Below are 21,685 nucleotides of genomic sequence, written 5' to 3'. Positions count from 1 at the left end.
TAACAGCCTGTTAGGGCCGTCACATAAGGAGAAAGCTATGCTGTCCAGCGAAACCCGCGCCATCATCGATGCCACCCTGCCCGCTGTTAAAGAGAATGCACGCGCCATCACTGAAGTGTTCTATCCATTGATGTTCAGCCGCTACCCGGAAGTGAAGGCCTATTTCAACCAGGCCCACCAGGTTCAGGGCACTCAACGCCAGGCACTGGCCAATGCCGTTGTCGCCTATGCCAGCAACCTGGACAGGCTGGAACTACTGGGTGATGCAGTATCACTGATCGTGCAAAAACACGCGTCCTTGAACATCCTGCCGGAGCATTACCCGATCGTTGGTGAATGCCTGCTGGCGGCCATCAAGGAAGTTTTCGGCGACGTTGCAACGGATGAAGTCCTTAACGCCTGGGGCGAGGCCTACCAGCAACTGGCGGATATCCTCATCGCCGCGGAAGAAAGTGTTTATCAGGAGAATGAAGCCAAATCTGGCGGGTGGCGAGGCGAACGTGAATTCCGCCTGATGGGTAAAGAACGCGAAAGTGACGTGATCACATCATTCTACTTTGTACCCACTGATGGTGAGCCGGTAGCCGATTTTAAACCCGGCCAGTTCACCACCATCATTCTGGACATTAACGGCGCAACAACGCGTCGTAACTACTCCCTGTCTGACAGCCCCGACAAGCCCTATTACCGCATAAGCGTAAAACGCGAACCTCAAGGCCTGGTATCCAATTACCTGCACGACCACCTGAACCCCGGTGACACCGTAAAGCTCACCCCACCCTGTGGTGACTTTGTGCTGCAAGACACCAACCGCCCGCTGGTACTGCTGTCCGGCGGCGTCGGCCTGACCCCGACCATCAGCATGCTGCGCCCCGCACTGGATAGCGGCCGCGAGGTTCACTTTGTCCATGGTGCCCTTAATAGCGCCACCCATGCTTTCAAAGGTGTCGTCGACCAACTCAACAAGGAATACACAAATCTGCATACCAGCTACTGCTACAGCGAACCGCTGGCAGATGATCAGGACGTTGCCACAGGGTTTATCGACCGCTCGCGCCTGGAAGCCCTGCTGCCGCTGGAGAAAGCACCAGACGTATACTTCCTGGGCCCTAAAGCCTTTATGCAGAACTGCTACCGCGACCTGAAAGCTCTCAATGTGCCGGCTGAACATATTCGTTTTGAGTTCTTCGGACCATTAGAAGAACTCGATAGCGCTGCAGTGTAAGTGAAAATCTACCTTTGAGCTTGGCAAAGCCCTGCAGTGGTTGCAGGGCTTTTTTGTGACCACCCAGCCTGATATGTTCTACCTCTGTGCTGGAGACACTATGGCAACAGTTTCAAACACCGGCATCTGTTGGCAACACTCGGAAATCTGGTCCAATATCAGTAGATCATGAAGTTGTGTAAAACGCCTTTTACTTGTTATTTACACACAAAGGTTTACTTGCTGGTTATTGTTGCATCGTAATCTTTATCACTTGAGGTCGGAAATGACAGCCCAAAGACATAATGAAGTCCTGGACTTTTGGTTTAATGAACTTGAGCCAAAACAGTGGTGGCAGAAAGATGAAGGGCTTGATTCCATGATTCAGAAGCGTTTTGGCTCTCTTCATAGTCAAGCCAAGGCAGGCGAGCTGTTTACGTGGCGAGATACCGCTTTTGGAAGCCTCGCCGAGGTTATCATTCTTGATCAGTTTTCACGCAATATCTACCGTGACACACCTGAGGCATTTGCTTCTGACCCTATTGCGCTGGCTTTAGCGCAATTTGCGATATCAAAAGAATTGGAAAAGGAATTGTCTGATATTCAATGCTCTTTCTTATATATGCCGTTTATGCACAGCGAGTCAAAATTGATCCATGTAGAGGCCGTGAAGCTTTATGAAGCCTTAGGTATCAAAAAAAATCTGGATTTCGAACATAAGCACAAAGTGATCATTGACCGGTTTGGCCGTTACCCTCACAGGAATATAATTCTGGGACGCCAGTCGACCGAGGAAGAAAATGAGTTTCTTAAACAACCAAACTCGGCATTTTAAGATTCTGCATAATAAATCAGGTTATGAAATACAGCCGGTTTATCTGACAGGTTACGGTAGCCATGGTACTTGTCAGCGGCAAATCGAATGGCATCCCCCTGCTTCATCAGTTGCCACTGCCCTTCAAGAAGCAGCTCCATCTCGCCTGAGATGACGATGACATGCTCAGTCACACCTGACACATGGGGCTCGGATAAGCGCTCGTATCCGGGCAGCAAGGTCAGTTCAAAGAGTTCGAATCCGTATTGCTGATCATACGGAAACAGAGGCGCGACCAGCATTTCATCGGTGGACGGTTTGTGGCGCAGCCGGTCGGCTTCTCGAATGTCATTACTGGCAGAGGCCTCCTGATTGTTTTCGATAAAGGTTGAAAGCGAGGTGTTGAATCCACTGGCGATTTTCCAAAGCGTAGCCAGTGTGGGGCTTGATTCACTGCGCTCGATCTGTCCGAGCATGGCCTTGCTGACCCCCGTTTCCTTCGAAGTTTTGTCCAGGCTCCAGCCCTTTTCCTTGCGCAGGGCTTTAAGGCGATGAGACAGGAACTGGTCGATCGGCTGCATTGATGGTTACCACTGAATAGTTAGTCGCGGGATTGTGCGTTATAACGCACAGGTGTACCCTTCGTTTTGTGCGCTATAGCGTACGAATGGGATTTGGCCGGGTCAAGCGCCTGGGGTTGAGCATATCCAATGCGGGATTAGTTTACGCAGGCGGGAGCGTGTTTCATGAAGGCATTACTGAGCCTTTCACATATTTCAGCAGGTTTCGTTGCCGTGCTTGTAGGGTATACAAGCTCAGCAGTCATTATCTTTCAGGCCGCCGAAGCGGCGGGAGCCGGGCCTGCCGAGATTAATTCCTGGCTATGGGCGCTGGGTATCGGGATGGCCGTGACCAGCATCGGGCTTTCACTCTACTATCGCGCGCCGGTATTAACCGCCTGGTCGACTCCGGGGGCAGCACTTCTGGTAACGGGCTTGTCGGGATACTCACTGGCTGAATCTATCGGAATTTTTATCTTTTGCTCCGGGTTATTACTGATCTGTGGCGTGACCGGACTGTTCGACACCGTCATGCGGCTGGTGCCCAAACCTCTTGCATCAGCCATGTTGGCAGGTGTGTTGCTGCAGTTCGGGTTAAAGCTCTTTGATGTACTGGAAACCGAGCTATTACTGGTAGGCCTGATGTTGTTGAGCTATCTACTGGCCCGACACCTGATCCCCCGCTATGTGATTCCGGCGGTGTTAGCTGTGGGCTGTGCGGTGGCGTATGCGCAGGGTGATTTGCAACTGGGGTCGGTTAGCTGGCAGCTGTCATCTCCCGTTTGGATAAGTCCCGAGTTCTCTCTGCCGGCCTTGATCGGGGTCGGCATCCCCTTGTTTATCGTCACCATGGCATCACAAAATGTTCCTGGCATTGCTGTCATGCGTGCTAACGGCTACCAGATGCCCGCGTCTCCTCTCATTGCCGGGACGGGCCTGACCGGCATGATTTTGGCTCCATTCGGTGGTTTTGCGTTTAACCTGGCCGCCATAACCGCCGCTATTTGTATGGGGAAAGAAGCCGGTGCTGATCCCGATAAACGCTACTGGGCATCTGTCTGGGCCGGTTTCTTTTACCTTTTGACAGGGTTGTTTGGCGCCACGGTCGCAGCCTTGTTTGCCGCTTTTCCGTCTGAGCTGATCATGGCAATCGCAGGATTGGCCTTGCTGGGAACCATTGGCAACAGCCTTTCAGCAAGCCTGTCTGAGGAGACAGGACGTGAAGCCGCGTTGATTACCTTCCTGATTACAGCCTCAGGTGTCAGCCTGATGGGCATTGGCAGTGCTTTTTGGGGGCTAGTGGCCGGCCTGTTGGCATACCAGCTGCAGATGTGGTTTTGGCCCAAGCCAGCGGTTGTATCAATCTCAGAGTCATAGTTCAGGGCCACGGCTGATCGATCAAAGCGGTTAAATCACCCAAGCATTCCATGAAATCTATAAATGCTCGCATTTTGGCGGGCATAAAGCGCATTGGCTGGAATTGCATATGGACTTCACCCTGAAAGTCGCTATGCACATGCCAACCAGGTAGCACTTGCTCGACCAGGCCTTCCGCCAGTGCTTCATGTACAACAAAGTCAGGGAAGATGCCGATGCCAAACCCTTCCTTTACCGCCCTTAGCCTCATTTCAGAATGGTTATTGGTATAGCGCCCCGTCACCGCAAGCGTCACCTGTTGTGTTGCCCTTGTCAGCTTCCAGTGGTTATCACCCTGATTCAGCCCAAGGGGTATACAGTCATTGTTTAAAAGGTCGGCAGGCATTGATGGTCTTCCCCGCCTATCCAGGTAGTCCGGGCTGGCGCACAGAATTGATCTGACTGAACCCAACCGTTTGCTAACCAGGTGTTCTAGTGGCTCAGCAGAAACATGAAAGACAATATCAACATCCTGCCGCGCCGGATCCATTCGTTGATCGGTCACCATCAGGTGAAGGGAAATTTCGGGATAGGTTTTGCCAAAAGCGAGCAGGTGCGGTTCCAATACTTGTTTTGCCAGCGCCTTGGGGATGGCGATTTTCAAACGCCCTCTGGGTATTGAGGTATCGCTTTCGGAAACGCGCAAGGCTTCAGAAGCATTATCCAGCATATTCCGGCACTGCTCGTAGACCGCCATCCCGACGGCGGTTGTCGACTGGCGGCGAGTGGTGCGCTCAATAAGTTGAGCCGCCAGTGACGCTTCAAGACGGGCAACCTGTCGGCTGACAGCGGACGGGGTAATGCCCATCTTTTCTGCAGCATTGGTGAAGCTGCCGGTTTCGACCACGGCCACAAAGGCGGCCATATCGGGTAACAGCGGTATCAGTTTGGAGATATCCATAATTAATGCTTATGAGTCACAGGTTATTTGACTTAATACCCTATTATTGCCCAAGTGATATGAAGTTAGTATGCCCGCATTCCATAGGTACTAGGGGTGTAACAAGGCAATGCTCATACCTTCTCGGCTTTATTCTGGCCAACAACTCCGTATCCGACTGCCATTACCCGAACTGTCATTGTTGTTGGTAGCGGCTTTCTGGGGCACCAGCTACGCCGTAACCAAAGAGGCACTGCTATTTACCGGTGCCATCGCATTTATATCCATACGTTTTGGCCTCACGGCACTGGTGTTGTTGCCATTTCATATCAGGGAAGTCAGAGCAGGTTATGGGCGGGACTGTATTCGTGCGCTCCCCATGGGAGCTGTGCTCTTGTGTATCTTCCTGGCGGAAACCTGGGGTGTGTTCCTTACCTCAGCTACTCGCGCAGCGTTTTTGATCAGTCTCTGTGTGCTGATCACACCTTTGGTACAGGGTTTGGTCGAGCGCTGCTGGCCCGGCACCAGGTTGCTTTGCCTCGTGATGCTCTCGTTTTTGGGCGTAGCACTGCTGACTCAAACCGGTATAGCCGAGGGCTCAGGTAGCTGGCACATGAACACAGGGGATTACCTGATGCTATTGGCGGCGTTACTGCGTGCCGTTCTCGTCGTGATGACCAATCGTTTGATGCTAGGTAAATCCCTTTCTCCGTTGGCAACGACCAGTACCCAGGCCTGGGTCGTCATGCTGGGCGCACTCTGCATCTTTGCAATGAGTGACCAGCCTGTATCACAGCTGTTACCGCTGGAATCAGAGTTCTGGCTGGCAGCGTTGTATCTTACGTTCTGCTGCACACTATATGCACTCTTCGCTCAGAACTATGGTCTTAAGCGTACATCTCCCTCAAGGGTCGCACTTTTGACCGGATCGGAACCTGCTTTTGGTGCCCTCTTTGCGTTCGCCTGGCTGGGTGAGACTCTTACAACTGTCCAGTTGCTGGGAGCTGGCTGCATTCTCCTGTCGACTCTTATTGCTACGGTTAAACACTGAAAGAGGGCGACCATGGCAAGATCAGCGTTTACTGGCTTGCTATGGTCATGCTTTCTCAGGTTTAGGCGCTCTCGTTCACGACAATCACTTTGCGGTGCGGGAACGGGATTTCGATATTGGCGTCATCCAGGGCTTTCTTGATCTGTTCAGGGACTGAATATCGTACCTGGAAATAGTGCTCGCCGGCACAGTAAGGACGCACCAGGAAATCCACGGAGCTGTTATTCAGGGTTTCGATTTCAATGAAGGGAGCCGGGTCCTTAAGTACCAATGGATGGTTAGCCAGAACGGTTTGAATCACCTCTCGCGCACTGTCGATGCTCTCGCCATAAGCGATACCAAAGGTCATATCGACACCGCGCACCGCATGATGGGAGTGGTTGACGATTTGCTCACCCCAGATTTTGGCATTGGGAATGATGATCTGCTGGTTATCAAAGGTTTGCAGAATGGTGGTGAACATGTCGATTTCGAGTACTTTACCAAAGTTACCGGCGATATCGACAAAGTCATTGATCTTGTAGGGGCGGAAGATCAACAGCATTACGCCTGCGGCCGGGTTGGTCAATGTACCCTGCAATGCCAGGCCCACAGCCAGACCTGCTGCGCCCAGTAACGCGATGATAGAGGCCGTCTGGACGCCAAACCGGTTGAGTACGGCGATGCCGACAAAGGCGAGTATGGTGTAGCGCACAAGGCTGCCAAAAAAGCGAAACAGCGTATCGTCCAGCTGCTCATGCTTGGTTGCGATGCGGACGACCGCCTTGTAGGCCTTGCCGGCTATCCAGATGCCGATAATAAGAATCACCAGCGCCAGCAGAATATTCATCAACCAATCCAGCGCGGCCGGCAGATATTGGTTAATGTCGAGCTTATTCATCAGTTCTTGCATGGAACACTCCTTGGGAAGCTATCCTTTCAAGGCTTGAGTTAAAGCCTGTCGCTCCTTCGAGGCAGCTAAACTGCCTAGCCTGCAAGTGAGCTACTGACCAGCTAATCATAATGTATACCCATTTCCTGCCATTCGCCGCGCCGCTGCGCCTCGTTTCTTGATAAGATCATTCTCTTCAATTGAAACCCGATCAGCGAGATACACCATGGCCACAGCAGCGGCACTGCACATACTGGTAAAAACAGAGAAAGAAGCACTGGATATTCTGGACCAGTTGAAGCGCGGCAAAAAGTTTGACGCCCTGGCCAAACGTTATTCCATCTGCCCTTCAGGCAAGCGTGGGGGTGATCTGGGTGAGTTTCACCGTGGTGATATGGTAAAACCCTTTGACGACGTTGTGTTCAAACGCCCGCTGCTGAAAGTGCATGGACCCATCAAAACCAAATTCGGTTACCACCTGATTAAAACACTGTACCGAAACTGATCCGGTTCAAGTCACCTGGCGGCCCGTTCTTTCAGCCTCGAAAACGGGTCGCAATATTCGGCGATCAACATCCGATAGTTGCACGGCTTCGGCGAACCTTTCCCATTCAGCGACAACCTGCTGCAGGCGCTCGATAGTCGAGTTGGTAGCGTGCTCGTCAAGGCCAAAATACCGCCCACATTGGCGACAGCTTTCTACTGAGCTGCCACGACCGAACGCACCCAGTGCTATGGCCTGTTGCCCCTGGTTGGTGGGCTGAGGCACGACATCATACGCTGGCGAGAGCCTGTATTGATGGTTATTCAGGTTTTTCAGAAATCCATGGTTGCGCAGGTGATCATCTGTATTCCCCACCAGCACATTGAACACCATGCGACTGAATAACTCTGCATTACCGGCTTCAGGTACATCGCTGAGTTTCCAGATCAGATCGGCCAATGCCGGGTAGGAATACACCAGGTTGAAATCTGCCTGGCGTACGCGAGGCTGGTATTTCAACGCATGGGCGCTGATAAAATGCCGCCGTCCTTGTGCAGTGATATCGAACCGTTTGACCAGCAGAACGGAACGGCCCGCGATGCGGGTCAGTCGTGTTTCGGCCGTTTCGATTCCGCATTCACGCATCATCAGATAGCACAGCTGTTCTGCCCTGCTCTGGTCGAAAAGATCATCAGGCCGAGTAAATTTTGCGATCCAGACAACGCCGTCGTCATCCTGCACCACACTTTTGGGTCGCGCCCCTCCCATTGAAGAGCCGGGTTCCAGCTGGCGAAGAATTTCATCGGGTATGACCTCGTCGCTGTCCAGCACACGCTGAACACTCTCACCGATGTTCTCAAGTTCACTGAGTGGCTGAAAGCCCTGAGCGGGTTTGGGCTTGCTTCGCGACATGGAGACCCTTATCGCACCGACACCTGTCCCACGTGTTGCCAGCAATTATTCCAGTTTGTTGGCGGGCTGCCGTGAGTGAAGCACCCGCATCAGCCGCTTGCCCCAGTTGTCGGGGCCTGAGTCCAGCAATACGGCGGGCACACCATCATTGCCATTGATGGTCTGGGTCGATGTGCTCACAGGCAGATTAATTGGGTCCAGCGGGAAAGCATCATTACGTGCCAGATAGGTTTTGCCGTACACAAACCGACCAATGCCGCCATCGATTACCAATCGGGCCGCCAAAACCGGTGATGCCTCTCCCGGCATATCAACAAAAACCCAGCCTTCTTTCACCTCATCCATTGAAGTGTCTCCGTCTGTTATGACCCTTCATCTCAGAAGTCATTATCCAGCTCATGGGTATTACGCACACGCAGGCGAGCTTGCTCAGACTCAGAGTCGTCATGTGCAGATACTTCTCTGCATACACCATCAAGATCCGATGCCGCACCATAAAGTGCCAACAGCATCATGTAGTTCCCCATTGCTACACCGGGCTCCCCGCTCTCCATTTTTTGAATGGTTCCACGAGACAAACCGGTGCGCTCAGCCACGTCAGACTGGCGCCAATGATGGCGCTGGCGGGCAGCAACCAGACGCTGCCCCAACTTATGCAGCGCATGCTCGGATTCATACGGAATTATCTTCGTCATGATCAGAATAATAGGCATTAAATCACTTAAGGTACAATATTGTGATCATAAAGGAGGCTATTTCTCTCTTCTGCCCGATGTCACATGTCGCTGCTACAAGTAATATGTCCCCGCTCTCTGGTATATTGCAGCATGTAAAACTCAGTTTTAAGCGACAGGATTCACAAGATAGAAATGGACATTCACCAAAGACACAGGCTCTATTTCAGGCTCTTGCTCCTGGTGACCGTACTCCTGCTTGGCTGCTGGGTTTACCTGAGCGAATGCGCACGCGACAGGGAGCATCTGGAAGAGCTCAATGAAGTCGCCCAGTCACTGGCAGATAACCTTTCGATCAGCATCCATAGTTCAACGCTGTCTCTCTATGGCATTGGTGAGCTTGCGCTGCAAAGCCGGGGATCTATTGAAGGACTCGACAGGGTTGTGCGAAAGATGCGCGCCAGCCACCCCAATATTTTGAATGTCGCCATTCTACCCCGGGGAGTGGTGCAACAAATCGAACCCCTAGCGCCAAACATTAAGGCACTGGGCCATGACATGTTTGCTGACCCTGAGCGGATTCGAGACGCGCTGCTGGCTCGAAAGACTGGCAAGATGACGGTGACCGGCCCATATAACCTGATTCAGGGTGGCCAGGCTGTGATAGCCCGTTTGCCTCTATATGAATCAGGCCGTTTTTGGGGCTTTGTGTCGATTGTGTATGAGTTCCCGGAACTCATCGAGTCCATGTTGCTGCAATACAAGAGCAGTAACCTGCTCTTTATGTTGCGCTCGGGTGCAGACAAACCGCTTAGTCTTGGCAATACCGAAAAACTGCCGAAGCAAAACGTGGAACACATTATCCAGCTGCCGAACCAGGAGTGGTTACTGCAACTTGCATACCGCCCCTCCTTCAACTGGCTGCTTGTATTCAAAATCCTTGGTTCTGCCATCATCACACTTCTACTGGGCTATGTTTACCACCGAATCCTCAAGACCATTGCCAATCAATACCAGCTTCGAAAGGCCTTGTCACAAAGTGGCAATGAGCACAGAGCCTCTGATAGTCAACGGCATCTGCTGGCACGCATTACACACGACCTTCGCGCACCGCTTCAGCACATTCTGAACGAAGCGCGTTACCTTGCCCGCGGTGATGCCCGGCAACAGGCAAACACCATTGAACACAACGTGCGCTACCAACTGTCATTGATAGATCAGTTGCTTGAATATTCACAAGATCAGGACCGCGAGAATCAAAGCCACCCCGAACCCGTATATACCTACAGTTACCTGATGGACATCGCTGAGCAGGCAGAGTCCCTGGCGAGTAGCTATGGAAACCACTTCACGCTCAGCCTGGCGCCCAACCTTCCTGCCATCATTGAAGCGGACTTTGTTCAATTACAACGCGTTCTGATCAATCTGCTCAGTAATGCTGCCAAGTTTACTCAGCATGGTTTGATCACCCTGAGTGTAGAGACACTAAATTCGAGGGCGGATCATTGCCGTTTGCACTTCCGGGTAACAGACAATGGTCCCGGAATGCAGGACAGACAAAAACAGGGTAAGCATTCCAACAGTGGCGCCGGCCTGGGTTTGATGATTGTGACAGATCTGCTGCGCCAGATGGGCAGCCACCTTCAATATCATTCGAATGCAGGTGGAGGGTCCGACTTTCATTTCGACCTGGAGTTACCCTTACCTGCAGATACACCAGATGCCTACATCGAGCGGCACGTGCTTGAATCAAGTGAAGCAGAACGGCGTGTTTTACTGGTCGACCCTGACCCGGTCAGTAGAGAGATGCTGGAAGAGTTACTGCTTGGCTACGGAATGGATGTATTGGCATGTGAAGGCATTGAGGAATCTCGCCAGGTATTGGCAGAGTCGGTTGTCGACCTCGTCATAACGGAGATGGACCTGCCCGATGGCACCGCCTGGGATTTCCTCAAGGGAACGACGACACTGCCGGCATCGACTCCAGTTGCGCTCTATACCTCTCGGCCGGCACAGCCCGGAAGCCCGCTATCCTTCACAGCCGAGTTGCTGCGACCTGCGGGGAGTGATCAGCTGCTGGATCTGATCCAACAGCTGACCAATGGCAACAACGAAGCCGGAAGTGACTGAAAGCCCTTCCGGCCACACCGTTATTCCACCAGGGTGTTTTGCACCTCCAGTGTTACGGTTTCACCGCCTGCCAGAGTGGCCGAATAGCTGGTGTAACCGCCACTGCTGCTACCAGCAGCCCAGCCAGAGTCGCTATCCAGATTGACCGAGTCAGCGTCCTCACCACTGATCTTCAGTGAATTGCGGCTATCGGTCATATCCAGCACATCTTGAGCGCTCAGGCTCGTAATTGCATTACTCCCCATGCCGGTCATGTACAGTGACTCGATATTGGCCAAAGACGCGCCCAACTCAGAGCCAGTAAGCTCTTCATCAAAGCGCAGTTGGACCACATCCTCACCGCCAAAGCCATCAATGGCCTGCCCAGTCCAAAGCAATTCATCGTTACCAGATGTGCCGAACTGCTCTGTCACACTGCTGGTATCGATGGGCTTGAATTCCGTCCAGGCAGATGGTTCGCCACCGCCGCTTTCTTCGGTACGGGCTCTCACCTGGACATTATCCAGATCACCCGCAGCCTGCATAAAGCCAAGCTGTTCAGCTTCTTCAGGCGTCAGGCCATTGAGAGTGTAGTTACCACCACCATTACCAACGACCTGTGAAGTACCGCTGATGAATACGCCATCGAGATAGAAAGCGGCATGCTCACCCATTCCCGAGAATTCCAGCGTCAGAGTCTCACTGGACTCATCCTGATAATCACCTGTTTCCGGGCCAACTGCTTCAGGATCAGCCAGTTCATGGTTGAGGTTGAGCTGAATGATGTCACCCTCAGTACCAAAACTCGGTGTTGGAGAGAGGGAGTTAAGGCCATCAGCGACCGGCTCAACCACAAGGTCGAACAGCTCTTCACTAATCCCTTCTGACGCCAGAGAAGTTTCACCTGAAGTGATTTGCAGCTTCAAATCATTCAGCGTGCCACTCCAGTATTGAGGCGGCATCACCCCAACATAAGCCGGGATTTCACCCTGACCCAGTAGCCAGGTATTGGCTGTACCATCCCCACCAGCGTTGTTGGACAATTCCGCCAGGGATGCATCCTCTGCGCTATCGCCAACAAACACCAGGAAGCCATTGGGAATATCCCTCAGCAGGACAGTCCCGATCGATTCAGATCCATCGGTGTCATTCAAACCATTATCGGTAATGTTCAGCTGAATGACGTTGGACTTGTCTGCTTCGGCTTGCTGACTGCCATTCTCCAAGCCACTCGCAGGCGCCACACTGAAGTCATAGCCACTGTTTACGGGCTGGATCACACCTGTTTCGGCACTCGTTCCCGTGACAACCCGGTCTGAGCCTGCCTCGGTTCCCTGAGCCCAGGCCGAGAGGCTCACGGAGCCATCACTGTGAGTGCTGGACGGTGTATATGTCAGAACAACAGAGCTGGCCGGGTCTACCCCTTCAATTACATAGTAACTGCCATCCGGGACACCATTGATGCCGCTCACTGAGGTCTGGGCAAGTTCCGTTACACCCTGCTTAAGCACACCTGTCCCATCAATACCCGAGTCATCCAGCTGTAGATAGAGTTTTCCATCCACCAGTGACCAGTCCGGTGCATCTGCACTGTTTGCCAGATCAACGGTGAACGTCAGGTCGCTGCCTTCATCGACAGCAGGCGCACTGATAGATATTTCAGGGGTATCGCTGACCGGTTGCACGGCAAAGCTGGCACTAGGTTCTATCGCCGCTTCATTTCGCAACCCGCTGGGCACATAGGTTGTCAGCTTGGCGTCAAAATCAAACGTGCCTTTATTGATGTTCCAATCAGCTGGCGGTGTGATGCTGATGTTTTGCATCAGGGTTTGCAGCTCGGCATTCCCCCCCATACCCGAGGCCGTCCAAACAGTTTCGCCGTTGATCACCGTTTCAGTCATACCACTGATTTGAGTGCCTTCAGGGACATTGGACAATGTGATGTTGAAACCATTACCGGTTACGCCACTTTCAATCTCACCATTGAAGGCGTCACTGACTGTAAATGCGGCATCTTCGGTGGGAGAGAACTCTGTTTGTGACCAATCCACAATCACGGCCGGCGGCGCACTGCCGGGGCCATCCTCAAAGTTGGTTGTCAGGTTCACACTGATGCTGTCGGTCAGCAACTGACCGTTTGCGGCATCTTCCGTGGTAACTGTGATGCTTATCGGATGGTCGGTCAGATCATCGGCTTCATAGTGCACGTCAAGGCTAATGTTTTTTTCCAAAGCCGCATTGAAACTATCGTCCGTAACGAACAGCCACTGACTACCGCCGATAAAATCGGCACCTTGAACAGTAACACCCTCTGGAACACCATCCAGCAGAATACGCGTCAGCTGTTCACTGCCATCATAATCGCCACCATTAACGCCCTGATTAGCGACATTCAGGTCAATCGTCGTAATGCCTGGTGCCGTCATGCTGATGGCATTACTGCTGACCAGTGTCAGATCTGGCTGGTCAGTTACAGGATTAACACTGAAGTTGTAGGTTTGCTCACCAGAGAGACTGGTTGTTGAACCCGCACCTGCATTATTGCCCTGATCAGTTACCTCATACTGAACACCGAAACTGCCAGAGCCGTGCCAGTTGGCATCACCTTTCAGGTAAATGTTACCTATGGCCGCTTCATCGAGCTTGTACCAGCCATCTTCCAGGATGACGCCCTCCGCTGTTCCATCCAGCTGAGCGCCTGTTGCGCCGACGGTCAAGCTAAAGCCAGAAGCATCGTCAACATCGGCCTGCTTGATCCAGACAGCGGTAATGCTTTCACCCGTTTCCTCGTTTTGCTGCTGCACACCAAAATCAAGCAATGCGGGCGTATCTTCGTCGGCACTGCCACTCAGATTCATGGTGGCTTCCGGGGAAGGCTCAATTCTGATCTGCAGGTCGTGATCATCGGTGCGTGAGTGACCATCGTTCTCGGTCGTAATGGTCGACAAGACAAATGTACCTGAATCACCACCAAAGTTTTTCGGCGTCGTAACTGTGATGTTGTCCCAGTCGCCCGGAGTGAAGACCCATTCACCGTTACCCAGCGAGGTTGCACCTTCCACACCAAACCCTTCAGGTAGCCCTTTCAGTTTGAAGCTCAGGGTTTCAGAGTCATCAGCATCGATCAATGCCGGCATGCTGTTGAACAAGTCGCTGAGCATCACCCCGCCGGCAGCATCGACCGATTCTTCTACAAAGCCCTGGGCATCAAGTGACTTCAGATCAACGCTTGCCGGGTCCGCGACACCCTTGGGGGTCACGTTTATGGTGAGATCAAACGACGCTGACTCATTCTCATACAGGTTACCGTCGACCGTCAGACTATCGACAGCAACTGTTCCGACTTTAAGAGTGAACGGCTCATTCGAGTGTTCTGGCGCAGTAATGGCCATGCCAGTGCTGCCTGTTGCCGGATCAAAGTCTTCGATTACCAGCTTCCAGGTGCCATTGCCGTTATCAGTGACTGTATAGCCACCAAAGTTCGTATCATAAATTTCATCTGAGCCATATTTGAGCACGGCCCCATTGGGTATTTCGTCAATGGTAACCTTGTAGGTTTCCGACGGATCTGAACTGCTTGGACGAATCGACAGCGGCACCTGAGCGTCTTCATCACCGTTAACACGGGCCGTTACCGTAGTCGTTACCGCATCCGCCACCGGCTTAATCAGCACATTGGTGAGTTCTGAAAGGCCACTAATGGCCTCAACCGACTCCCCACCATCATCATCCGTGTCGATGGTTAGCGCCTGAACGTTGATCTTGAACTGGCCGGAGAAGTTTTCCGCACCCTTGAACTCCAGGGTATCCAGATACTCGACCGGGATACGCACCGCATCACCACCAAAGGTTTGGGTGATCCAGCTATCGCCACCATCTTCGCTATAACGGAACTGGGAGCCAATCGGGTTGGTTTGAGTACCATTGGTTGCCGTCAGCTCCGGCGTCAAGGCAGCGAACAGCTGCTCGTCGTCTTCGACCGCCCAGTCATCCTTGAGATTGAACGTACTTTCAGTGCCCAGCGCAAACCACTGATCTTCCTGGCCTTCGGTCTGGTACTCATGGTTTGGCGACATACCGATATCATCAGTACCGTTGCTATCCGTATCCGTCGGCTGATGGCTGGAATCAAAGGTTTCAGCCACCGGCGTAACCGTGATGGCCACTGTGTGATTAGTCGTCACGGGGGAACTGGTGACCGTGCTGCCATTGACCGTTTGGCTATCTGCAGAGGTTACGGATACGTCAACACTGGCATCCAGACTGCTGTGGGCTGGTGGCGTCAGGGAAAAGTCAGAGAGGATCTCTTTCAGGTTGTAACCATCGAGCGCACTGATTGTGTGACTATCACCTGCACTGGTGATTTCCCAATCAGTGCCTTCGCCGGACGCGGCTTTCTCAAAGGCCCAGCTGCCGTTGGCATCGGATGGAACTGTAAAACTCACTTCGGTAATGATTTCAGTACCATCTGTGCCGGTATCGGTTACCTGAACACCCGAGAGGAAAGCCACCGCCGTATCTTCCGGCGTTTCCTGACTGCTGGAGGTATTGATATCACCCGCGACTGGGTTCACGTGCATATTCAAGGTGACGGTACTGGTTTCTTCGCCCGGCTTGCCGCCATGGCTGTCCAGATCCGTATCGCCATCGGTATCCACTGCTTTGAGGGTGACACTGATGTCGTTGATATCACCACTGAAATCTTTCGGCGGTGTAATCGTCATGGATGGGAAGCTATCGGTGCTTTCACTCAGCCCAGGTGCCGGAATGTTGATCGCCCCACTCGCATCGATTGTCGTGCTGCTTCCACCTACACTGACGACGCTACCTACTGGCAGTCCTTGGATCACCAATTCACGGCCTTCGCTACCGTCAATATCATTGAAGTTGGCGCTCAATAGAGCCGTAAGATCAAGCGGAGTATCTTCATTCAATGTTGCGGTATATGACCCTTCATCGGAGCCATTAATTGCAAGCACTACCGGGTCGGTAATGGCTATTACTTCAACATTGACACTGGTTGTGTTGTTAGCCGATGGAACACCAGAGAGCTGGTTTCCATTCACATCCACTTCATATGAATCTACGCTGGCAGTAACTATAAAGTTGTCAGCATCATGTGCTGGGGGCAACACTTTTAATGCGTCGTACTGGGCCTGTGTCAGCACAAGGTCGACGTCTGAGGCACTCAAACCATTGAGATGGTTGCTTCCATCCAGGTATTCCTGAATCAGTACGGTTACCGGTTCACCCGTTGTGGTGAACAGCTCTGTGTCAGCATTGGCACCGTCCAGTATTTTTACGCCAGCAGGAACTCCTTCAAGGCTGATAGCACCCAGGCGTTCGGGATAGTCAGCATCACCTGCACCCGTTTCCTGAACCTGGTCTGTAATGGTCGGGGTATTCAAACCTACGGCAACAGCTACATCCTCATCAGTGATGACATTTGCAGTATCGCTGGTTACACCCGGAACGTCTGAAATCGGGTTAACCTTTACCTCAACCGTGTACGTTTTAGTGTCGTTATCTGTGACAGTGGTATAGGTGAAAATATCATCGCCACTGAAGTTGGGATTGGGTTCGTAACTGATCGTGCCGTTTTCATTGACCTTCGCCTTGCCATGAGGCGTTTCCACCCAGCCATCGGCATCCGGTGTGCCACCATCAATACTGGTGTTATTGCCAGTGGCATCGGCATTGGTCGTGAAGGTGTTCTCTGGATCACCCTCGCCTGAATCTTCGTCAACAATCTTGTTCTGCGAAACAGCCGGGTCTGGGTTGTCGTCCACTACCGTAATTTCGAACGTGTTAGCAGCCGTATCCAGGTCAGCATCCGCCACCACAAAATCAAATGGCAAGGTAATTGCCTCACCACCGACAGGGTTATCCAGTGGAGTGTGAAGCTCAAATTCATAGCTTGCGCTGGAAGACGCCGGATCCTTGATCGTAGCGGTGAAGACAACAGGGCCACCATCACCTGCTGTTGCTGTGAGCACATGACCGGCTGTATCCAATGACCAGACCACAGGTGTGCCACCAGATGTAAGGCTTAACCCATCGAGTGAAGCTTGATCTGCTGCGAAGGCTGTATCAAACAACGCGGCTTCATCATCAGCACCTGTATTGACACTGAGAGTACCGGTTTGGGTCAGTGCTGCCTCGTTGGGGGCACTGCCTGTCTCCAGATTCGCTTCGCTCACGGTTGAAGACCCAGGCGTACCGATGCTGGGGCCGTCATCCTGGAACTGGATACTGCCCAGGTTAATGCTTTGGCTGTCTTCGGCTGTATCGCCATCACCATCCGTAAGGGTAGCGGTACCGGTAAGTGAGATCAGGTCCGCTTCCAGGGAAGCAATTTCAGTAACATCATCCATCGTCGGATGATCAATTGGCTCCGACTGGGTCAGAGTGACCTTGCCATCGCCACCAACGCTGACACGGAAGACTTCACTGCCATCACCGGTTTTACCCAGCACTACGCCATTTTCAAGGCTCAGGGTGATAGCATCGCCGCCACTGGTAAGAGACGTACTGGCACCTTCCGCCAAGCTCAAGGCATACGTCCAGACCTCAGATTGCTCGGCATCGCTGCCTGCATCCTTACTGGCAACATTGAAAGCGTCTGCGTAATCAACCACAGCCGTGGAGGTACTACCACTTGCCGTTTGTGCGTCCTGGGTCTGCAGAGGCCCCGGATTGAAAGCCGGTTTGCCCACCGTAATGGTCGGGCCGTCATCCCTGAAGATCAGACGATCACCGATGTTCTGCGACAGTTTTGTGGCATCACCGTCCTTGTCGACCGCAATCAGGTCCAGGCTAAGGACATCACTGGTCAGTGTTACTTGGTCATCAGGGTTAGTCGTATCAGCATGGCTAACGGCTCGCGACTGATTAAGCGTAATCGTGCCATCAGTCTCCAGGCTGACAGTGAATACCAGCTCGCCACTTTCATTCTTACCTTCAACCACACCGTCCGGCGTCTGGCTCAGTACCACGGTCTGCCCGGTGGCCGTATCCACCAGACCTGAATCAGGATTATTGATGGTCATTTTAAAACTGCTGGCATCGGTATCAGCTTGGCCATCCGCACCGTAGTTGATCTCACCAAACAGCCCCGAGAAGTCTGCACTCGCGTTTGTAATGAAGTCACTTTCATCGACTGTTAGTGTCGGGTCAGCGGTGCCGGCTGCAATCACCGGCTTGTCATCTACAATGGTGACATCCAGAGTGCCTGTTCCATCCTGTGAGCTTGCATCACGATCGGCCACAGTCAGCGTAATACTATCCATCAGGGTTTCATTATTCTCACCCTGATCATGATTCTGAGTGCTGCCCTTGAGCGCGTAGGTGTAGCTGATGGTGCCGCTGCCATCCAGCAGGTTACCGCTGCTATCCGTATCGGTATTGTCAGGCGTGTAGCCGGTAATACTGAGGGTGCCATAAGTTGTATCAATCGTAACCGGTGTGCTTTCACTGGCAGCAAGGAGCTGAGACTCGGTGATATCCGTACCACCAATAATGACTTTCTCCAGCCCGTGTTTTGAATCTACCGTGATTTCACCTGTTGTACTGTCCAGTGTATTGGCTGCATCTGTTCCCACATTATCCAGAGAGGACTCATATACAGTTGCCTGGCCTGCCGCATTGGCATCACCTTCATTGCCATCAACGGGTGTAATCGCAGGCGGATCATCCTGCCCATTGATGGTCAGGGTAAGGGTGGTCGTGCTGGTATCACCATCATCATCCGTGATGGTATATACAAAGGTTTCCGTCAGGGTTTCACCCTCACTCAGGTTCTGTACGACCGGCAGCGTGTTATCCAGCGTATAGGTGTATGCGCCGTGTGCATCAAGGGTGATCTGGCCATACTCGCCCGCTACGCTGCTGCCGACATTGCCATTGGCATCGGTCGCAGTATCCGAACCGGGCTTCACCCCCGTAATCGGCCCCGGACTGTCAGGACCGTCGCCACCGATACGATCGTTGGTGAAGACGTTATTGGTGAGGCTTGGAGTATCTTCCGTAAGCTCACCTATGTCGGCATTCGCAGTGGGGACATCATCGATGATATTGACATTCAGCGTGCCAGTGTCAGTGACATCACCCACGTCAGTCACTTGAAGGCTGATCTGATCGAAACCATTTTCGCCTTCGGCCGGTGCCGTGTTGCTGTACTCAGTGGTCAGCACATAGTCATAGGCGAGCGTACCAGCCGTCGGAATACCATTGTACTGGTCTGTTTCGGTAAAACCTGTGAGGGTTAGCGTGCCATAGTCAGTCGTAATGCTGATATGCGTGTCACTGTCGACCGGGTCCAGCCCCTGCAAGGTTGAAAGCGCAAACGTCTGCCCGCCCAGACTGACACTTTTGATGCCGTCGCTGGCTTCGACATCAATCGCACCGTTCGTTTTATCCGAATCATCGCTCTCGACCAGCCCACGCTCATACACGGTGGCCTGGCCGTAGGTGGTCAGATCATTTGAGTCTTCACCACCGTTGTGGTCTCGGGGTGTAATGGTCGGTGCGCCATCCGTTACACCGTCAATTACAATGGTCAGAGTGGTGGTTGATTGATCACCATCGTTGTCGGTAAGGGTGTAGCTGAAAACATCTTCCAGCGTTTCATCATCCTTCAGGCCGTTCACCACCGGATTGGTGTTATCCAGTTCATAGGTGTAGGTACCAGTGCTGTTGAGAACCAGCGTTCCGTACTGACCCGTAATTTCGGTTGCCAGATTGCCGTCACTGACGTGATCCGTGGTTGGTGTACCGGCCATAACGCCAGTTAGCGTGGTTGCATCTGCACCCGGAACATCGGCCACGTCGCCGGTCGAGGCGCCGCTACCATCAAAGACATTGCCGGTGGCAGCATCGACATCCCCTTCGGTAACCGTATTGCGGTCAGCTTTGGCCTCAGGTTCAGTATCTGTGACAAGAATCGTCAGATCCTGCGGTGAAGTGGTGTTATCCAGCTGATCGGTCACCGTTAGAGTGAAGATATCGGTGATACTATCATCACCTGCACTATGGTCTTTATTAGAACCGCTTTGTTGATACTCATAGGTCACGTCACCCGTTTCAGGGTCGAAACCGGTTAACTTCAAGAGTCCCTCAGTGCCGGGAATGGTGACAGGTGAGGTACTCAGATTCTCCATCTGACCAGCCGTTACCGTGCTGCCGTCAACCGTAATCTGTTGCAGCCCATCAGGGGTTGTGACTGTAAACGTACCGGTCACAGGCTGATCCGCATTTTCAGCTATGCTGTGTTCACCCGCTTCTGCACCGTTTTCATTAGTGATGTCCAGACTGGGCGCACCATCACTCAAGCCGGTAACAGTAACGGTCAGAGTCGCGGTATCCGTGCCGCCTTCGCCATCACTGATTGTGTAGGTGATACTGGTGGTTGCCTCATCACCGGGATTAAGTCCACTGAACTCGCCGTTAGGGTCAAAATCGTAACTGCCGTTGGGATAAACCGTGAAGGTACCGCCGTTATCACCGGGCACAGTTACACCGGCATCGACCACCGGGGTTTCATTGCTCTGATCCGGGGTCTGGATAGTTGCCACATGCAGGTCATCACCGTCCGGATCACTGTCATTGGACAGAATGCCTTCGGCGTCATCGACATTGAGTACCGTATTTTCATCGGTGCTGTTCGTGTCATTGACGGCTTCCGGCGCCGGGTTGGTAATGGTCCACTTGAAGGTTTGCGTATGTGTTTCACCGCTCTGACCGGTGCCCGTCAGCCTGATGGTATACACACCATCATTACCGCCCTGACTCGCAGGGGCCGTCAGCAAACCTTCGATTTTGCCGGTAAGGCTATCGAATGTAAGTCCATCCGGCAGACCTGAAATCTCGAACGTAATCTCACCGTCCAGATTACTGAACAGCTTCCCGAGGTCCAAGGTGACAGAAACAGGCTCGCTGTCCACATCTACACGATCCGGTGGAGTGGGTAGCTCCGGTTCTGGTTCAGGGTTGGGTTCAGGGTTGGGTTCAGGTTCAGGTTCAGGTTCAGGCTCAGGCTCAGGCTCAGGCTCAGGCTCGGGCTCAGGCTCAGGCTCGGGCTCAGGCTCAGGCTCGGGCTCAGGTTCCGGCTCGGGCTCAGGTTCGGGCTCGGGCTCGGGCTCGGGCTCAGGCTCAGGCTCAGGCTCAGGCTCAGGTTCGGGCTCGGGTTCTGGCTCGGGTTGCGTTGGATTCATCAACACTTCTTCCAATCCAGAACTGGCATTTTCACGTTCCGGCTCCAGATCTTCATCATTGTCAGGCCAGGTCATTGCCAAAGGGTCTAGTACTTCCCTGATGGCAGCCACTGTCAGTGGTGTAATACCATCGGTTTCTACAATTTCAGATACGCGAACCAGCTGCAAAAACCTGTGCCCATCAGCAACGGGCGAGGCGCGATCACTGTCTTCCGAACGAGTTTCTTCTGCGTTGTCAGGCGTAGCTGGCAACGTAATAACCGGAATATCGGCATCTTCGGCAGCCGCTTCATTACCCGGTTCTGCACCTACAAATGCCAAAGGACGCTCACCACCAAAGTCCATTACTATTCGGGTTGTCTCCGTGGTGATAAGGGACTCACCTGGCTGCATCTGGTCACCTGATGCCAGCAAACGCCGCTCACCGGATGCATTTTGCACCCATGCCTGACCATTTACAGAGATCACAGTCGCTACAGTATTCATATCCGCCTCTTTA

General features: G+C 52.8%; 13 protein-coding genes. 6 read left to right on the top strand and 7 right to left on the bottom strand.

The genetic code is table 11. The features are described from left to right. Positions 1-37: 37 nt before the first annotated feature. Entirely contained in the window at positions 38-1,225 is a 1,188-nt protein-coding gene (gene hmpA / locus O3C79_RS11045; RefSeq protein WP_494383144.1) for an NO-inducible flavohemoprotein, read from the top strand. 265 nt (positions 1,226-1,490) lie between these two features. Then, the gene (locus O3C79_RS11040; RefSeq protein WP_494383143.1) at positions 1,491-2,039 is read left to right on the top strand and encodes a DUF924 family protein; all 549 of its coding nucleotides are present in this window, start codon (positions 1,491-1,493) and stop codon (positions 2,037-2,039) included. Here the strand turns inward: O3C79_RS11040 and O3C79_RS11035 are convergent. Continuing rightward, entirely contained in the window at positions 2,036-2,599 is a 564-nt protein-coding gene (locus O3C79_RS11035; RefSeq protein ID WP_494383142.1) for a helix-turn-helix domain-containing protein, read from the bottom strand. The two genes, O3C79_RS11040 and O3C79_RS11035, sit on opposite strands and share 4 nt — an antisense overlap. Before the next feature lie 165 nt (positions 2,600-2,764). Here O3C79_RS11035 and O3C79_RS11030 point away from each other — a divergent pair, with 165 nt between their 5' ends. Continuing rightward, positions 2,765-3,955 carry a benzoate/H(+) symporter BenE family transporter gene (locus O3C79_RS11030; RefSeq protein ID WP_494383141.1) on the top strand — a complete coding sequence of 397 codons (1,191 nt, stop codon included), beginning with the start codon at positions 2,765-2,767 and terminating at the stop codon, positions 3,953-3,955. 1 nt (position 3,956) lies between these two features. On the opposite strand, the gene O3C79_RS11025 is transcribed toward O3C79_RS11030, so the two are convergent. After that, entirely contained in the window at positions 3,957-4,895 is a 939-nt protein-coding gene (locus O3C79_RS11025; RefSeq protein ID WP_494383140.1) for a LysR family transcriptional regulator, read from the bottom strand. A 109-nt stretch (positions 4,896-5,004) separates the two neighbouring features. Here O3C79_RS11025 and O3C79_RS11020 point away from each other — a divergent pair, with 109 nt between their 5' ends. Then, a complete protein-coding gene (locus tag O3C79_RS11020; protein ID WP_494383139.1) occupies positions 5,005-5,925 on the top strand; it encodes a DMT family transporter in 921 nt (306 codons plus the stop codon). A gap of 61 nt (positions 5,926-5,986) precedes the next feature. Here the strand turns inward: O3C79_RS11020 and O3C79_RS11015 are convergent, their stop codons facing one another. Further along, on the bottom strand, positions 5,987-6,817 hold the full coding sequence (locus O3C79_RS11015; protein ID WP_494383138.1) for a mechanosensitive ion channel family protein: 831 nt from the start codon (positions 6,815-6,817) through the stop codon (positions 5,987-5,989). A 205-nt stretch (positions 6,818-7,022) separates the two neighbouring features. Between O3C79_RS11015 and ppiC the strand changes: the two genes are divergently transcribed. Continuing rightward, positions 7,023-7,301 carry a peptidylprolyl isomerase PpiC gene (gene ppiC / locus O3C79_RS11010; RefSeq protein WP_076462452.1) on the top strand — a complete coding sequence of 93 codons (279 nt, stop codon included), beginning with the start codon at positions 7,023-7,025 and terminating at the stop codon, positions 7,299-7,301. Positions 7,302-7,307: 6 nt separating this feature from the next. Here ppiC and O3C79_RS11005 read toward each other — a convergent pair whose 3' ends face one another. Genes O3C79_RS11005 through O3C79_RS10995 form a run of 3 tightly spaced genes read right to left on the bottom strand, consistent with a single transcriptional unit; the run spans position 7,308 to position 8,905 of the window. Further along, positions 7,308-8,192, bottom strand: coding sequence for a type II toxin-antitoxin system HipA family toxin (locus O3C79_RS11005; RefSeq protein WP_494383137.1), 885 nt, complete (start codon positions 8,190-8,192; stop codon positions 7,308-7,310). 45 nt (positions 8,193-8,237) lie between these two features. Further along, on the bottom strand, positions 8,238-8,537 hold the full coding sequence (locus tag O3C79_RS11000) for a hypothetical protein (protein WP_494383136.1): 300 nt from the start codon (positions 8,535-8,537) through the stop codon (positions 8,238-8,240). Between the two features lie 32 nt (positions 8,538-8,569). After that, positions 8,570-8,905: a helix-turn-helix domain-containing protein gene (locus tag O3C79_RS10995; protein WP_494383135.1), complete on the bottom strand. Its 336-nt coding sequence runs from the start codon at positions 8,903-8,905 to the stop codon at positions 8,570-8,572. A 204-nt stretch (positions 8,906-9,109) separates the two neighbouring features. Between O3C79_RS10995 and O3C79_RS10990 the strand changes: the two genes are divergently transcribed. Then, positions 9,110-10,996: an ATP-binding protein gene (locus O3C79_RS10990; protein ID WP_494383134.1), complete on the top strand. Its 1,887-nt coding sequence runs from the start codon at positions 9,110-9,112 to the stop codon at positions 10,994-10,996. A gap of 20 nt (positions 10,997-11,016) precedes the next feature. On the opposite strand, the gene O3C79_RS10985 is transcribed toward O3C79_RS10990, so the two are convergent. Next, positions 11,017-21,672 carry a DUF5801 repeats-in-toxin domain-containing protein gene (locus O3C79_RS10985; protein WP_494383133.1) on the bottom strand — a complete coding sequence of 3,552 codons (10,656 nt, stop codon included), beginning with the start codon at positions 21,670-21,672 and terminating at the stop codon, positions 11,017-11,019. Between the last annotated feature and the right edge of the window lie 13 nt (positions 21,673-21,685).

The sequence above is a fragment of the Marinobacterium sp. NO-S09 genome, assembly GCF_059179545.1.
This window is presented reverse-complemented; position numbering and strand designations above follow the sequence as displayed.

What these genes read in the sequence shown, in the direction of transcription:
- hmpA (WP_494383144.1), top strand. Translation starts at nt 38, where the DNA reads ATGCTGTCCAGCGAAACCCGCGCCATCATCGATGCCACCCTGCCCGCT.
- O3C79_RS11040 (WP_494383143.1), top strand. Translation starts at nt 1,491, where the DNA reads ATGACAGCCCAAAGACATAATGAAGTCCTGGACTTTTGGTTTAATGAA.
- O3C79_RS11035 (WP_494383142.1), bottom strand. Translation starts at nt 2,599, where the DNA reads ATGCAGCCGATCGACCAGTTCCTGTCTCATCGCCTTAAAGCCCTGCGC.
- O3C79_RS11030 (WP_494383141.1), top strand. Translation starts at nt 2,765, where the DNA reads ATGAAGGCATTACTGAGCCTTTCACATATTTCAGCAGGTTTCGTTGCC.
- O3C79_RS11025 (WP_494383140.1), bottom strand. Translation starts at nt 4,895, where the DNA reads ATGGATATCTCCAAACTGATACCGCTGTTACCCGATATGGCCGCCTTT.
- O3C79_RS11020 (WP_494383139.1), top strand. Translation starts at nt 5,005, where the DNA reads ATGCTCATACCTTCTCGGCTTTATTCTGGCCAACAACTCCGTATCCGA.
- O3C79_RS11015 (WP_494383138.1), bottom strand. Translation starts at nt 6,817, where the DNA reads ATGCAAGAACTGATGAATAAGCTCGACATTAACCAATATCTGCCGGCC.
- ppiC (WP_076462452.1), top strand. Translation starts at nt 7,023, where the DNA reads ATGGCCACAGCAGCGGCACTGCACATACTGGTAAAAACAGAGAAAGAA.
- O3C79_RS11005 (WP_494383137.1), bottom strand. Translation starts at nt 8,192, where the DNA reads ATGTCGCGAAGCAAGCCCAAACCCGCTCAGGGCTTTCAGCCACTCAGT.
- O3C79_RS11000 (WP_494383136.1), bottom strand. Translation starts at nt 8,537, where the DNA reads ATGGATGAGGTGAAAGAAGGCTGGGTTTTTGTTGATATGCCGGGAGAG.
- O3C79_RS10995 (WP_494383135.1), bottom strand. Translation starts at nt 8,905, where the DNA reads ATGCCTATTATTCTGATCATGACGAAGATAATTCCGTATGAATCCGAG.
- O3C79_RS10985 (WP_494383133.1), bottom strand. Translation starts at nt 21,672, where the DNA reads ATGAATACTGTAGCGACTGTGATCTCTGTAAATGGTCAGGCATGGGTG.